The sequence below is a fragment of the Vibrio campbellii CAIM 519 = NBRC 15631 = ATCC 25920 genome (genome assembly GCF_002163755.1).
GTDB classification, from domain to species: Bacteria; Pseudomonadota; Gammaproteobacteria; order Enterobacterales; family Vibrionaceae; genus Vibrio; species Vibrio campbellii.
The window spans coordinates 393,269-409,622 of sequence record NZ_CP015864.1 but is presented as its reverse complement, the minus strand read 5'-3'; the positions used below and the strand labels follow the sequence as shown (position 1 = coordinate 409,622).

Below are 16,354 nucleotides of genomic sequence, written 5' to 3'. Positions count from 1 at the left end.
ATATTATACTCCCCTCAATTTTTCGCCGATAAGCATAATTTCGATTTAATGACAAGTTTAATATTAAGACAGTATACTCAAAACATTGCGTTACCCCTCGTATTCATTGCATTCGTTATCATTGCTGGCGTGTCTTTCACTCATTACCTGCTCACTCCGGAAGAACAGGTTCAACCTGTCACCAGTAGGCTTCAAGCAACTGTTTTTAAAGAGATAAAAAACAACGACATTGAACACATCTACGAAACCTACTTTCAGCGGGAAAAGATCACTACTGGTGTTGTTGATTACTCTTTCGTGACCTCTTTAATTAATGCTGGACTGTCTCAGCATGAGATAAAGTCTTTAATAAAATTAATTGAGAATGAATTCGATATTATAGGTTCGGTCCGAAAAGGTGACAAATTCTCTATAAAAACCAAAACCAATAGTTATAATGAAAAATACATCAGTTCTTTTTACTATTCTGGTAGTAAAAAAGACTTCTTTGTTATTAATGATGGCAATAACAACGCCTACGATCAATATGGTAATAAGTTAATTCGCCAGCCTTATTATGCATTTCCACTAGCAAAAAAGTACAAAGTGAGTTCTGATTTTAATTTAAAGCGAAAGCACCCAGTTACCGGTCTACTCGCTCCACATCTAGGTACCGACTACGCAGTGCCGATCGGAACACCAATACAAAGTATCGCAGATGGTATTGTTGTTAAGTCACGTTACAACCGCTTTGCTGGTAACTATATTAACATCCGCCATAGCAACGGTTCCCTATCTCGTTATTTACATCTATCTCGTAGCGATGTTCGCGCAGGTGACCACGTAACTAAAGGACAGACTATCGGCCGCACAGGTAATACAGGAAGAACCACTGGCCCTCACTTACATGTCGAACTCATTGTAGATGGCGTCCCTGTTGATTATGCACGTTACATCCGAACTAACCCTGCGCCGCCTGCAAACACGCAGATGATGCTAGCGGCAAGAGCAGAGCGTGCAGAGCTTATTAAAGAGCTGCATAAATACGCCTCTTAGTTTATGGGGTGATTTCTTTTCAGCTCATCGCGAAACAAACTTTGGGACATGATGAGCTGAGATCCCATCACTGTTAATGAGCTTCGATTCGAAAGTGACCAAATGGGGCCAAAGCTGTACCTAAGTCCTTAAATATCCTCCTATCGCTCTTGCTCTAACATTCCCGCTCTCCCAATAAGTGTTAAAATCATCACATGACTCGCTGTAGTGGTAACGAGTGGTGATAATTAGCCCCACTCCCTTAACATCCTCTTCAATGATGTAAGTAAGACGAATAACCCACCAGCATAACCATGAAACAATAAGTCGATTTCTCAGATGGTTAACAACTCTATCCAGTGGCTTCCGGGCCACATGTATAAAGCTCAGAAAGAAATCGAAGATGTTATCCCACAAATTGATGTGATCATTGAAGTGAGGACATTTCTCAATTTTTAAACGAGTTAGAGAAAATGCTTTCAATCTCATACCATCAGCTGCCCTTAGCGAAACACAAAATGCCCCACAATATTGCGGGGCATTTTTCTATCATCAATCGGTTAATACTTATTCCGGCTTTGGCACGACACGCATGTTGTCCATATAGTAATCAGGAATAATACGAGGGTAAAATCTATCGTCTAAACACTCATAAAGGTACTCTTCATCATCTCGCCCCTGAGGTGGCAAACCACAGACTTTGATCGCACGAGTTTTGTTAACGTATTGTTGCATTTGGTTATCAGAAATCTGTTCAACAAAATAGAATTTATTGCCTTTGACAACGCCACCATATCTGCGGTCAAACATACTTTGACTTAGAGCGAAGCTCGCGACTTCGTTGTTATTTAAGTTGCTGTAAACTTTCAGTGTGTAATGACTAACATCGACATCAAATAGCTGGTCTCTTGACAGGACTAATTCTTGTTTTGCAAACATAATATTTCGATACACGATAGCACCACTATCATGCACTAAAGTCACACGGTAACCCATGATATCTTGGCCATATACTCTTACGTCCACGCCCGTTATCGCTTGTAATCCATTGAAAATCCATTCCCAAGGGTTAATTACAGATGGAAGAATTTTATAAAGCGTCGTCATCGCAGTATTGCCGCCAGTCAGGTCTTCAATAATCGCAGAGCCTTCACTTTGATCAAGTAACGAGCCCACAGTAATTGGGAAATTTTGACTCCTAAAATTCGGAACATAGACACACAACTCTTCAAGCGTAATACCATTAGTAAAACCACTACCTTCAATCTCGTCACTGTTACATAATTGACGCTCTGCCTCTCCGGTGGCCACTTTAGGAATGTGTTTTACAACCGCATTTACCGCACTCGTTAAATTGAATGTTTTGCCGATATGTGCAAGCTTAAAGTTCGTTGTAACAGCGCTGTTCATCGCCTGAGAAGCTGAATTGACGAAAGTTGCACCTGTAGGCCCTGTTGTTATCTTCACCATTGAATTGAATAGCCGGCGAATATTTGGAACCATGGCTTTTTTCCAGATATCAGAGCTTAGATTTACATTAGCAACACTGTTTGTCATCACCTCCCAAGAGACTTGGTCTATATCACCTGGTTTTGCATCGTTATTTATCTGTTCTTTTGACACAAATAAAGTGGATTCATTTTGCATAATATAAGAACGAAGGTTAGATAAAAACTCAATAACAGAAATCCCTCCATCAACTGGCTCAAAGTACTCTGCAGGATAAAGAATTTCTGCGTTCCTCGTCGGTGTCATCCCAAGCCCGAACAACATCAACTCTGAAAGACTCATTTCTTTGTACGCCACATAAGAGTTGTTCCAAGTTTTAACTATCGGAGTAGTCGTACACTCGGCACACCGAACTAGATCTCGAATTACATCTTTTAGAAGCTTGTCTAACTCCCTTTCCGCAGTTGTCATCGATAACTTTTCTAAAAGATATTTTTGTATAAACAGTAGCTCTTGATAATGGATTTTCTCTGCTTTTGTTGGCTTTGGCGAAGAGAAATCTATTTGCTCAATTTCAGCATCATGAAACCGCTTTGCTTCGTTATTATACTGAACGAACAATTGTTGTTTTGCCCCGACAAAATCTAGCCCTGTTTTACCGTTGTTTTCACTCAGCTCTCGGCGAATGATTGACTGTAATTCAGGATTAATACGAGCGTCCATAATGGACTGGGTGTCTGCGATAATAGGGCTAAAATAACCCTGATCTCCATGATGAACGTCGGCAAGAACGATTTTAGTATTACTAATCATCTCGAGCTTTATATTAAGATATTGCTTCTTAATTGGCTCTTGCTCTTGATACCAATCCGAAGAAACCGAATCGTATTTTTCTTTTAGATAATCTTTGCAAGCCTCTTCTTCCGCACGATAAGTTAAGCAATTCTTTGAAAGAACCAGCTGAAATAGATATAGGGAGTCATGATACTTAGGATCCACTTGGTTATAGAACGCCGTTTGAACAACCGACGAATGGTTTACGTCTTGTGCAAAAGAAGTATTCGACAAAAGCGCGCTCATTAATAAGAACGGCAAAGTCTTAGATATTTTCATGTATTTTTATTCTCGCTGAGATTTTATGCTTCTCCGCTAATAATAAAAGTAACAATAAAACTATCAATCAAACTTAATGATAAAACCATCAAAAAGATATAAAGAAAAGCCTCCCCCCCCTGTTAATAGTAAAAATATATTTATGTGTTCACATGTTAAAATGAATGATTAAAAGTAAAGCAGCCTCAAGCTTTAAGGAGCAGATTAACGAGGAGTTCCTTGAGTGATAAAATAGAGACGGTGTCTTTAGGATAGGACCTTCGGCTTCAGTTCCTCCCCAGATCCTAACAACTGTTGTATCACTTGCTCTGAGAATGCACACATGTGATCTAATAATCATTTGAGTATTAAAACCGCTATCGACACGCCCATAGTTCGACAAACCACCACGCTTATTCTGTTTGACCTACGCCAATACCAACACCGCTCAGCCACCAAACCAAATCAGAGAAACTAAGTTTAACGAGTAATCTGTTAAGATACTCTCAACTACCTATCTTAGTTCTTACCTATGCTCTCTGAGCTTGAGCTAATATCATATTAGAGGACCACTCAAGAGCGACCTTTATCGTCCCTTTATAGATATGGCTTTACACGCCCTATCGAAACCTTACAATGTGCAGCAACTATATTTATCAAGGTTTATCTCTATGTCTATTCAATGGTTTCCGGGCCACATGCATAAAGCCCAAAAAGAGATTGCAGAAGCGATCCCTCAAATAGATGTCATTATCGAAGTGCTTGATGCTCGTATCCCTTTCAGCAGTGAAAACCCTATGATCGCGGAGCTCAAGGGCGATAAGCCAGTAGTAAAAGTGCTTAACAAACGCGATCTTGCGGATCCGGAGTTGACTCAAGTTTGGATTGACCACTTCGAGAAAGAGCACAACGTAAAAGCGATTGCCATTACTACTTCTCAACAGTCAGAAGTCCAAAAAATTATGGAGTTAGTACGTAAGCTTGCTCCGCATCGCGAAGAAATTGGCAAGAACATTCGTACCATGATCATGGGTATTCCAAACGTTGGTAAATCCACCATTATCAATGCCTTGGCGGGCCGAACTATCGCAGTGACGGGTAACCAACCAGCGGTTACACGTCGCCAGCAACGCATTAACCTTCAAAATGGCATTGTACTTTCAGATACTCCTGGGATTCTTTGGCCAAAAGTAGAAAACCCGCACAGTGGCTTCCGTCTGGCTGCAACTGGCGCAGTAAAAGACACGGCAATGGAATACGACGAAGTGGCATTTTACACAGTCGAATACCTAGCCGCTCACTACCCGAAGAAGTTGAAAGAGCGCTACCAAATCGATGAGCTTCCAGAATCGGATATTGAGATCATGGAAGAGATTGGTCGTCGTCGTGGTGCACTTCGTGCTGGCGGTCGTGTAGACCTTCACAAAGTATCAGAGATCCTTCTTCATGAACTTCGCCAAGGCACCTTGGGCCAGATTACTCTAGAGCTTCCTGAGATGATTACTCAAGAGCTAATTGAGGTAGAAATCGAAACCGCTCGTAAAGAAGAAGAGAAAGCGAAACGCAAAGAAGAACGTCGTAAACGCTACCTTCGCAACAAACGATAATAGCGCTCCTATCTCCCTTCTCAAGGCACGTGTTACACGTGCCTTTTTTTGTGCTTAAATTTTTCATTTCAGTGCAAAAGCGCGACGCTTTTCTCATTACTTATGGAATGAAGACCACTAAACGTAGATCACCACTCAATACCTTCCAATTTGCATTTCATCTAAGTTTCGTAGGAAAAACCAAACAAATTCATAAATATTTATTATGTAATTTGACGATTATTTTTTAAGCACGATCTTAGTTAGACCCCCGAACAGTAAGGATTTACAAAGCTCACCCAACCGTTAAATGCGGAGTTTGCAGGCGCACGCAAACTTATGCAACTTGACTAATGACATCGAGCTCATATTGGTCAAACTATATAACTGTCAGCGCTGGCGTTTTCCTGTGTTACGAAGAGAACTTATTATGAGTGATAAACCGAAAACAAAACCACTTCCTTCCTTTGTTGAGGAACGCCTAGACTTTTATATTCAAGATCTGATTGAGCAGAACGAAAACCAAAAGCACTTGGTATTAGGGAAGCGACCACAACAAGGAGCGGTGGTCATGCAAAGTAACGACTACTTGTCATTGTCCCACAATCTACAAATTCAACAGGCACATCGTGATGCTATCTGCGAGCACGATGATAACGTTGTCATGTCTGCGATTTTCTTACAAGATGACGACTCAAAACCTGCATTTGAAACGCAGCTCGCGGATTATGTCGGTATGGGCAGTTGCCTATTATCCCAGTCCGGATGGGCAGCCAATATTGGCTTGTTACAAACGATTTGTCCGCCAGAAACACCGGTCTATATCGATTTCTTTGCACACATGTCTTTGTGGGAAGGGATTCGAGCGGCAGGAGCGCAAGCGCATCCATTCATGCATAACAACATGAACCATTTGCGCAAGCAGATACAGCGTCACGGCTCTGGCGTTATCGTTGTGGATTCAGTCTATAGCACGATAGGTACGATCGCCCCACTCCACGACATCTACGAAATGGCGCGTGAGTTTGATTGTGCCTTGGTGGTCGATGAGTCTCACTCATTAGGCACCCATGGACCAAATGGTTCTGGCTTGGTGAAAGCATTAGAACTCACTGATCAAGTGGATTTCATTACGGTGAGTTTGGCAAAAACATTTGCTTATCGGGCTGGGGCGATTCTTGGTCCAGAAAAGTTGGCTAGAACGCTACCCTTTGTCGCATTCCCAGCCATCTTTAGTTCGACGGTCCTGCCACAAGAGATCGTTCGACTTGAAAAGACTCTCGAAGTCATTAGAAGCGCAGATGATAAGCGAACCATGCTGTTCAACCGCGCTAAAGAGCTCAGAACAGGCCTAAAGCAGATTGGCTTTCATATCCGCAGCGAATCGCAAATTGTGGCGTTAGAATGCGGTAGTGAGCGAAATACGGAACGAGTGCGTGACTTCTTAGAAGAAAGAAACGTGTTTGGCGCTGTATTCTGTCGTCCTGCAACGGGCAAGAATAAGAACATTATTCGATTTTCGATCAATGCTGATATGACATCTCGTGACATTGACCATGTCTTGACGGCTTGCCAGGAAGCGTATAACCACCCAGAACTAGAATTCGCCTAACGAATCGAAAGCGGCACATTTGAATGGAAGCTTGTGAACGCCGGAATACAAAGAGCTCAGCATAGTGCTGAGCTCTAATCGTTTTCGTCACCCTATTGAGCAAGAACTAAATCCAGTTCGCAATCTTGTCGAACAACCTGTTCTTATCCGCAGGTTTAACGATGAAATCCGACATGCCAGATGAACCAATCTTGTCGAGTGTTATCGGTGAGCTATCACCAGTATGCGCAATAATAGGTACCGAAGCGTAGGCCTTATTTGAACCTCTGATTTGACGAGATGCTTCTACACCATCCATCACTGGCATTTCGATGTCCATTAGGATTAAGTCAACATTGTTCTCATTCAATGCGTTGATTGCCTGCAGCCCATCCTCGGTTTGGATCACTTCAAAACCCTGCTTCTCAAGCAGCATGGCCGTAAACTTGCGTAGAGACTCATTGTCGTCAACCACCATAATGGTTCGCTTGTTTGTTGAATCGAGCGGCTTCGCTGGCATCGATGGAACAACATAATTAGCGTCATACAGTAAACGGTCGATGGTCGCTCGAGTATTCAGAAGCCAGGCTTGTGTCTCTACCCAAATAGGTTCAAAAGAAACGCTTCTCGCTCTTTGAATTGGATGGTGCTCAAACATGTAAACAATGCGAGCTTCAGTGAACGACAGTAACGACTCAACCTTATCTATATGGCTGCCAAGGGCGTCTAAACTCTCCATGTCGATCAGGATCAAATCAAACTCGAACTCGTATTCTTTCTTTTTAAGAACCGCAGGAACATCGAGAACCGTGAGTTCGAATCCCATAAAACGAGCAATGTCCGTCACTTTCGAAACTAAGATGTTTTGCTCACTCACAAACAAAATCGTTTTTAGCTTGGTTAGCTCACTCTTAATCTCTTTGACTGCGCTTGAGCCAATCGTAGGGAAAGTCATCGTGAACTGAGACCACTCGCCGACTTCTGATTGGCAACGAATATCACCACCAAATGAACGCATCACTTTCTTACAGAAAGGCAATCCAAGGCCATAGTTTCCTGACTTACCCGTGGTGTAGAAATCTTGGAAAATACTTTGAAGAACTTCTGGTGCAATGCCCGAACCGTTATCAGTCACCACAATTTGGTTGGCAAATTCATCACTGTACATGGTGACGTGTATGTGGAAGTCTTCTGAACTACGGTGTTGGAAGGCGTTCTTGAACAAGTTGTACATCACATACTTAAGCAATGTATCGCTGCCCAAGAAATCGAACTCACTTCTTACATCCAAGGAGATAGCAAAACGGTCTGTCGATCGTTTGTAACTGAAACTTTCAATCGCACTCTCAACGACAGATTGTGCAGAGTGTTTTTTAAATGTCGAGCGAGAAACACGGTTCTCATCAATTGAAGTAAGAAGCAAATCAATGGTTTCGTTTCCGGAATGAATGATGTTCATTGCGTCACTGCTGACTTCTCGTAACAGTGTCACATCTTCATCACTTAACGTGTACTGCTCTTTCTTGCCCTCTTTCGGATTTGGCAACACGGATCGAATGACATCGATAGAAGTTAATAAACCGCTGAGTGGGTTTCGCATTTCATGGGCGATACCCGCCCCAAAAGACTTTGCGATTGAGACTTTTGCTTCATGCTCTACCTGGTTTCGGAAGTAGAACAAGTTACCAAAGAGATAAATAAACAAGAAGATCGGTACGTGCGTCCAATCCATGGTGAGTTCGAGGTGAAACCCCTGTGCTACCCAAGCAAAAAACGTCGCAAGACCAATTCCCACAAATGTCTGAACAAACATCACCGATGTGATATGCACGAGCAGTATGTGCAAAAAAATCGCCGACATAAACGACATCACCCAAACATTCGACCAATTGTTCATCAGCAACATGTAAAAGAAGAAGCAAGGTAAGCAGAGCGTTGTGACCACTTGATAATAGGCGGGTAAAAATCCACGCCACTCAAATGGCGTACGATTACGATAAATGATGCCGAAGAATAATATTGAGCAAAGAATACGAAGCGGTAGGTTTTCGTATGGCTGCGGGAACATGAACTCCCAAACGATGTAGTAAATAGGAAAGCCTATGAAGCCCATCCATCCTACGAGGCTAAGGTTGGGTTCTGCGTACTGATATACTTTGCGAATCGCGTCCATATTTACTTTATCTACTGAGCCTAGCACTTACTAATTTTATGTTTAGCATTGTTTTCTTTGTATTTGTCTTTCAATTATATATTAGTTATCGCACATAAGCAGTGAGACATTAATCAAATATTTCGCGACACTCCTCTTTTAAATTCAGAGTTTTATATTCACAAAAAGAATCTCCGGGTAACTTTGATTGTTAATTAATCAGAAACTGAGAAGTGGCGCAACGTCATGTACATGAATGCCATGCAACATACAAACACCAGCACAGTGCTCACTTCCCTATTCAACTTATCAAACAAGGACACCTATGCAACCAGTAGAAATTAAAAATGTCGTATTCGATGTAGGTAACGTACTCGTAAGGTGGTCACCAATCGAAATCGTGAGACTGACCTTTGGAAATGATGTCGATGCCGAGGCGTTAGCGAAAGATCTTTTCACGAGTGCGATTTGGTTGGATTTGAACAAAGGGCTGATTACAGAAACACAAGCCAAACAGCGGTATCAACTCGAAAAACAGTTGTCTGAGAGCGAAGCAGAGCGTTTCTTTTACTACGTGAAGCATACCCAACTTCTGATTTATGGCAGTGTGGACCTTCTAAAGCGCATAAAATCAGCAGGATATCGTGTGTTCGCTCTGACTGACAATGTAGTAGAGATCGTTGAATATCTAAAAGCTACGTATGACTTTTGGCCGTTATTTGAAGGCACAACAGTATCTGCAGAACTTGGCTTGTTGAAGCCTCAACCAGAGATTTATCAGAGCCTATTAGAAACCCATCAACTTTTAGCGAAAGAAACCGTGTTCCTCGACGATATGCCCTATAACGTTGAAGGCGCACGCAAGGTAGGCATTGAGGCGATTCAATTTAAGCACGCAGAACAGCAGAACAATGTGAGTGTGAACTAAAAGCCATGGGGTTGAGCTTTTAGGATTGGTTCTAACGACAAAGAGCAGCACTTGGCTGCTCTTTTAGGCTCTACAGGGTGTATACCCAAGTGACTTCAAGATGCAGGATTCAGAGCGTTGTCATTGATTCGAGAGCAAGAAAAACAACGCAGTGTAATAGCCAGCTATTTCCAAGTTGTTTGACGCAGCAATCGGGTCAATGACACGCTCCCAAAGGGCGAGCTGTCTTGGCTTGTATACTTTGTTGCCGATTCTTGATTTAGACCCACTAAACCTTTGAATCGCCGCCGCGTCTACAAACCAAGTCAGTCTCGCTGAACCTAGCATCTCGAGGTTACTTGGGTATAAGTCAACGACAAGGGCTATGAGTAAACCACGTTCTCTTCGATGCCATTAACGAGTGATTGCGCACTTGACCAACGAAACACCTTCTCTAGCACTTCATTACCACCTGGCGTTTTCCAGTTTCGCTCTTGGCATTCTTGTCCACCAATGTGTTGATAAAACTCAACCGCAGGTTCGTTTTGGGAGACCACTTCAAGGTATAAACCACTGTCCTTAAAGTATTGCTGGTGCCATTCTGCTACAGCAAGAAGTAACTGTTTACCAATGCCTCTTCCGCGGTAGCTATCATCAACGTGTAATGCCTCAATAAAGCTACCACGCTCAAAGTCATGATTACCAAACACGCAAATGAAACCAAGAAGAAGTCCCCCCTCTTCTGCTAAAACAATGTGTTGGTTGAATGGCGGGTTGGTTAAGCGCGTTTGCCATATCAACAGCTTGTCGTCGATGGCTTCACTATCCAAGTACGCATCACTTAACACTCCGCGGTAATGACGCTTCCAGCTGTCCGCATGTAACTGCGCGATGCGTTCATAATCCTTATATTCCGCTAATCGTAATTCCATTACGTATTCCTATTTTCTTTTATTGCTTCTCTAACGAGCTTTGGCATTTTCCACCTCATTAACTACATATTATTGGCAGATTTTACAAATCTATAGCCACAGCTCATTGATTAATACTACTCATTATTCGTTTAAAAGCAAAATATCCCACAGACAACCGCTGTCTATTGCGAGCTTGCCCTTAACGATAGAACTGTCACAACTCGAAACAAAGTCATCTAACTTTAGTTTGACTTACACGTGTACGCTGATATTCTAGCGTACAGTTGTTAGCTCAAAGTTAGGGACACACCGTGACGCATAATAAACCGCCTCTTATCTGGCGGAATATATTGATATTTTCTGCCAGTTTTATACTGACCTTCGTTGTATTGCCTTGGTATGCATACCATTACGGATTAGGTTGGGAACATTTGATCTGGGGCATTCTCGCCTTTAGCTTTACCAATCTCTCCATTACCGCGGGTTATCACCGCCTATGGAGCCACAAAACCTACGAAGCTCACCCAGTTTTACGATTCATCTTTGCCATCGGTGGTGCCTTCTCTCTTCAAAACAGTGCGATGCATTGGTCCTCAGATCATCGAGTTCATCACAAACATGTCGATGATAACGACAAAGACCCGTATTCAGCGAAACGCGGTTTTTGGTACTCGCACATTGGTTGGATGCTTCGTGATTACAACAAATCAAGAGAGAACGAGTACACGAACTGTCGCGATTTGAAGCGAGACAAAATCGTTGTATGGCAGCACAAGTATTACGTTCCTTTAGCTATTGTGACTAATATCGGCTTCCCTCTTTTACTGGGTCTTATCTATGGTGATATCTGGGGAATGTTCCTGATCGTTGGTGCTGCTCGCCTGTTTTTGAGCCATCACACTACTTTCTTTATCAACTCATTGGCGCATGTTTGGGGCAAACAAACCTTTACTGATAAGAACACCGCTCGTGACAATGGTATTTTGGCATTCTTTACGTTTGGTGAGGGCTACCATAACTTCCACCACATCTTTGAAAACGATTACCGCAACGGTGTTTACTGGTGGCACTACGATCCAACCAAATGGCTGATCAAATCTTGTTCTTGGTTGGGCTTAACAACGAAGCTTCGCACGACATCGACGTTTCGTATCGAGAAAGCGCGTGCAACTCAGTTATTGAAAAAAGCGAAAGAGAAACTTGAGAGCAAACCGAACAGCCAATCAATCAGAGACCAGCTCCAGCAAGAGTTTGATGCTCTAGTCCATCATATGCAGGAATACTACGAAGTGCGCAAAGAAGTGCTCGGAGAGAAAACAGCGACAGTAGTGAAAAAATACGAGCGCTCGGTATCAAAGTTGAAGTACCAACAAATTAAAGAAGAATTTGAGCGTCAACAACGCAGTTGGAACCTTTTAGTACGTCGCTACGCCTAATCTGCGCTTCAATATAACGACGTTGAAATAACGACCTCAAAACAAAAGCTCCGATCATTTGGAGCTTTTTTGTACAATCAAACCCCTTTAACGTGATCTAGCTCTAAGTATCACCTTTCCCACTTTTTAATCATTTCGTACGATTTTTATTCGATAAATTGTTCATATTTTCGTTTCATTAAAATTCATAAAACCAGTACATAACACCTAAAAAACGTAATTTAAACAATATAATACAAGGCAATTATTTATTAACCTATTATTTGTTTTAGATCATGCTAGCTCTAATTTAGTCTCGTGGCACAGGAAAGAATTCTGTAAATTCCCAGACATAAACTAAAACAGTTTCTTTCTTTTTTCATAATATATGGAGACAACCCTATGTTAGAGCTCTTAATTGGCTTGGTAGTGACCATTGCTGTGGGTTATTTCATTGTCAAAGGCTACAAAGCCGCTGGCGTGTTATTAACCGCGGGTATTAGTTTGCTTCTAATGACTGGCATCCTTGGCCATGACGTTCTGCCATCAAAAGTAACCTCAACGGGTAATATGGTGACGGATGCACTAGAGTACGTAAAATACATGCTTCAATACCGTGGCGGCGGCCTTGGTATGCAAATCATGCTACTTTGTGGCTTCGCGTCTTACATGACCCACATCGGCGCAAACAATGTAGTAGTAAAACAGTTCTCTAAACCGCTTTCTGTCATCAAGTCTCCATACGTCCTTTTGGTAGCGGCTTACATCGTGGCATGTTTGATGTCTCTTGCAGTGAGTTCAGCAACAGGTCTAGGCGTGCTATTGATGGCTACTCTATTCCCAATGATGACGGCAATGGGTATCTCTCGACCTGCTGCGGCAGCAGTATGTGCTTCACCTGCGGCAATCATCCTTTCGCCAACTTCTGGTGACGTGGTTATCGCGGCAGAAAAATCAGGCCTCGCACTTGACGTGTTCGCGGTTCAAACCGTACTACCTGTTTCTATCTGTGCAATCATCGTAATGGCTGCAGCGGCTTTCTTCTGGAATAAATACCTAGATAAGAAAGACAACACGCCAATGGAAAAGATTGACTTATCTGAGATCAAAGCAGATGCACCAGCGTTCTATGCTGTTCTTCCTTTTCTACCAATCATCGGCGTATTCCTATTCAACGGTCGCACGATTCCTGGCCTGACTCTAGACATCTACACGATCGTTGTAGGTTCTATCTTCTTGGGTGCAGTAATTCACTATGTGGTGAACAAATTTGACGGTAAGAAGTCGCTTGAAGATCTTGATTCTTGTTATGCGGGCATGGCAGATGCGTTTAAAGGCGTAGTAATGCTGTTGGTTGCGGCGGGTGTTTTCGCACAAGGTTTAATGTCAATTGGTGCTATCGATAATCTACTTCATCTTGCAGACAATGCAGGTGCTGGCGGTGTTGCACTAATGCTTATCCTAACTGGCCTAACTGTTGCCGCTGCGATTGCAACAGGTTCTGGTAACGCTCCATTCTATGCGTTCGTAGAGCTTGCTCCTTCACTGGCTGCGAAGATGGGATTAAATCCTGCGTTCCTAATCATCCCAATGCTACAAGCTTCTAACCTAGGCCGTACTATCTCGCCAGTATCTGGCGTAATCGTTGCGACTTCTGGTATGGCAAACATCAGTCCGTTTGAAGTAGTAAAACGTACATCAGTGCCAGTTCTTGCAGGTCTGATTACTGTGATCATCGGTACTATGGTGCTTGTACCAATGACGGCATAAACTACGGTTACATCGCGCTAATCAATAAAGGCTCGGCTTCTATGTCGAGCTTTTTTATCCATTCAATACACCTTATCGTCACCTATCCCCTCTCTTAATACTCCGCATTGAATACGCAATGTGTTTCTTGGAAGTTCCAGAACCGCCGCTTACAGTGACGCTGTAAACACAGAAAGTAAAACGCCAGCGATGATCGCTGGCGTTTTTGTATTCGGCTATAAGTGACGCTGATTAAGCAGCTTTAAAGCGCTCTGGAATCTTAGTGATGCTTTGACGATAACTGAACCACAAGTAGGTCACAGATAGTGAGAAGAACAAGTAAGACAAAGCAAACACAATAGGAGAAGTAATCAGCTCTGCTGACATACCCCACATTACACCGATCACTGTAATCATCAATTTAGACAACATGCCACAGATCAGTAAGAACAATGCGAACTCTGGAAAACGCGAACTACGGAATGCGAAGAAGTAACAGCTACCAACTGCAAGCGATGCAATAGAAAGACCTAGCATGAATGAATGGATGTGATCTGCTGATGCGACACCTGCAGAAACAGAAGCCATAAGTAATAGGAACAATTTCATAAGTCACCTCACTACGAGTAGAGAAAAGCATCCTTTCATTAATGAAAACTCATTTTGCGCCCTATTTTGCTTATCTATTTAGCAATTACAAGCACATTTTTTGCTCACTTTATGTCCGCCCTCCTCCTTGAAATCAAGTTATTACAAGTGGTTAACATTCTCTAATTTATAAACCCTTTATATCCTGCACTTACAGAAAACAGTCTCTATTTTGGCCACTTTTGTTACAGAACATTAACACTAAAATATTTTGAAACTTTTTGCTTAAACTGTGAGCCAAACACTTAACTTCACGCTATCCATCTCGTTTCACTTAGGATCTCACTACCAAATCAACGACTCTTTACGTTAGATCAACATTTCCTTCATATATAAAACCATCTCATTACAAAAATTTTTAATGTTTCAAATTATTTTTAGTTATAGGGGTAAAAAGAGATTCCAATCACACATTTATTGGTTATAATCCGCGCTCATTACGTTATACGTTGAAAAACGCAAACTTATTTTGATTAAAACCTATCTTTAAACCGACCCCTCTTTGCTATCCGCCAAGAGGTATTACTGAGAACAAAAATGAGCAAGATTGATAAAGCTATGCGCATCCTGCTAGCAGGATTCTGTATCAACCTTTGTCTTGGCATCCTGTATGCTTGGAGTGTATTCAACAAAGCACTAGTGACTGAGTCAGGCTGGAGCGCAGCAGAAGCATCTGCACCTTACGCGACTGCAACTATTACTTTCTCTATCTGTCTTCTTGTTGCAGGTATTCTTCAAGACCGTATGGGTCCACGTTTGATCCTTATCCTAGGTACTGTTCTAACAGGTCTAGGCATGATCGCGTCTGGTTTTGTTAACTCACCACTAATGCTGAACATCACTTTCGGTGTGATAACTGGTGCAGGTATCGGTTTTGGTTACGCGTGTCTTTCTCCTTCAGCAATGAAGTGGTTCCACTCATCTAAGAAAGGTATGGTTAACGGGATCATCGCAGCAGGTTTCGGTCTAGCAGCTATCTACCTAGCTCCTGTGACTTCTGCGCTGATCGACAGCATGGGCATCCAAACGAGCTTCCTAGTTCTTGGTGTTGGTATCCTTGCTATCGCTGTTCCTCTAGCAGCAACAATCAACAACCCACCAGCGGATTACACGCCAGCTGAACCTAAAGTAAAAGAAGGTCAAGCACCTAAGGTTGTGAAGAAGTCTGACGACCTAACTTGGAAAGCAATGCTTAAAACGCCACAGTTCTACTCTCTATGGATCATGTACGCGTTCGCAGCTTCTGTTGGTCTTATGATCATCGGTAACATCACAACTATCGCAAGCGTTCAAGCGAACCTACCAAACGCGGTTTACCTAGCGTCTATCCTTGCGGTATTTAACTCAGGCGGTCGTGTAGCAGCTGGTATGCTTGCAGACAAGATCGGTGGCGTACGTACTCTTCTTCTAGCGTTCGTTCTACAGGGCATCAACATGGTTCTGTTCGCAACATTCAAAACTGAGTTCACGCTAATCATCGGTACAGCAATCGCAGCAATAGGTTACGGTACGCTTCTAGCTGTATTCCCTACTCTAACGGCTGAATTCTACGGTCTGAAGAACTACGGTACTAACTACGGCGTGCTTTACACGGCATGGGGTATCGGTGGTGCAATCGGTGCTGCTGTTGTTGGTTTCTCAATGACTAACGGTGACGGTTACACGCTTGCTTACACTATCTCAGCGGCAATGATGGCGGTATGTATCGTACTAGCGTTCATCACTAAGCCACTGACTGAAGCGAAAGTAGCGCAACTGAAAAACGCTTAATCGCCAGTTCAGGTCTATTTATCTAATAGATCTGCAGAAATTGATTCGAAAAAGGCTTAACCTATGG

The 16,354-nt window shown here is 42.6% G+C and carries 11 protein-coding genes and 1 pseudogene; 8 read left to right on the top strand and 4 right to left on the bottom strand.

All coding sequences use genetic code 11. From position 1 onward, the window contains the following. Positions 1-48: 48 nt before the first annotated feature. The gene (locus A8140_RS17625) at positions 49-1,035 is read left to right on the top strand and encodes a peptidoglycan DD-metalloendopeptidase family protein (RefSeq protein WP_005535762.1); all 987 of its coding nucleotides are present in this window, start codon (positions 49-51) and stop codon (positions 1,033-1,035) included. A 318-nt stretch (positions 1,036-1,353) separates the two neighbouring features. Next, positions 1,354-1,452 (top strand): annotated as a pseudogene (locus A8140_RS17620) (ribosome biogenesis GTPase YlqF); the annotation flags it as partial. Between the two features lie 129 nt (positions 1,453-1,581). Here the strand turns inward: A8140_RS17620 and A8140_RS17615 are convergent. Continuing rightward, positions 1,582-3,576, bottom strand: coding sequence for a hypothetical protein (locus A8140_RS17615; protein ID WP_227740700.1), 1,995 nt, complete (start codon positions 3,574-3,576; stop codon positions 1,582-1,584). Between the two features lie 650 nt (positions 3,577-4,226). Here A8140_RS17615 and ylqF point away from each other — a divergent pair. Together ylqF and cqsA are read left to right on the top strand one after the other, a co-directional pair. After that, a complete protein-coding gene (gene ylqF / locus A8140_RS17610) occupies positions 4,227-5,162 on the top strand; it encodes a ribosome biogenesis GTPase YlqF (RefSeq protein WP_005535769.1) in 936 nt (311 codons plus the stop codon). Positions 5,163-5,451: 289 nt separating this feature from the next. Beyond that, positions 5,452-6,753, top strand: coding sequence for an alpha-hydroxyketone-type quorum-sensing autoinducer synthase (gene cqsA, locus A8140_RS17605; protein ID WP_265101006.1), 1,302 nt, complete (start codon positions 5,452-5,454; stop codon positions 6,751-6,753). A 106-nt stretch (positions 6,754-6,859) separates the two neighbouring features. On the opposite strand, the gene A8140_RS17600 is transcribed toward cqsA, so the two are convergent. Continuing rightward, complete coding sequence (locus A8140_RS17600) at positions 6,860-8,905, bottom strand: ATP-binding response regulator (protein ID WP_005536511.1); 2,046 nt, start codon at positions 8,903-8,905, stop codon at positions 6,860-6,862. Between the two features lie 304 nt (positions 8,906-9,209). Here A8140_RS17600 and A8140_RS17595 point away from each other — a divergent pair, with 304 nt between their 5' ends. Continuing rightward, complete coding sequence (locus tag A8140_RS17595; RefSeq protein WP_005536509.1) at positions 9,210-9,812, top strand: HAD family hydrolase; 603 nt, start codon at positions 9,210-9,212, stop codon at positions 9,810-9,812. Between the two features lie 362 nt (positions 9,813-10,174). Here A8140_RS17595 and A8140_RS17590 read toward each other — a convergent pair whose 3' ends face one another. Next, the gene (locus tag A8140_RS17590) at positions 10,175-10,723 is read right to left on the bottom strand and encodes a GNAT family N-acetyltransferase (RefSeq protein ID WP_005426812.1); all 549 of its coding nucleotides are present in this window, start codon (positions 10,721-10,723) and stop codon (positions 10,175-10,177) included. 293 nt (positions 10,724-11,016) lie between these two features. Here A8140_RS17590 and A8140_RS17585 point away from each other — a divergent pair, with 293 nt between their 5' ends. Beyond that, a complete protein-coding gene (locus A8140_RS17585) occupies positions 11,017-12,141 on the top strand; it encodes an acyl-CoA desaturase (RefSeq protein ID WP_038862894.1) in 1,125 nt (374 codons plus the stop codon). Positions 12,142-12,522: 381 nt separating this feature from the next. Continuing rightward, positions 12,523-13,890 (top strand): anaerobic C4-dicarboxylate transporter DcuC, encoded by a 1,368-nt coding sequence (gene dcuC, locus A8140_RS17580; protein WP_005536503.1) that lies wholly within the window; start codon positions 12,523-12,525, stop codon positions 13,888-13,890. A gap of 231 nt (positions 13,891-14,121) precedes the next feature. Here dcuC and A8140_RS17575 read toward each other — a convergent pair whose 3' ends face one another. Beyond that, a complete protein-coding gene (locus A8140_RS17575) occupies positions 14,122-14,478 on the bottom strand; it encodes a hypothetical protein (protein ID WP_005536502.1) in 357 nt (118 codons plus the stop codon). A gap of 576 nt (positions 14,479-15,054) precedes the next feature. Between A8140_RS17575 and A8140_RS17570 the strand changes: the two genes are divergently transcribed. Then, entirely contained in the window at positions 15,055-16,287 is a 1,233-nt protein-coding gene (locus A8140_RS17570) for an L-lactate MFS transporter (RefSeq protein ID WP_005537087.1), read from the top strand. Positions 16,288-16,354: the final 67 nt, after the last annotated feature.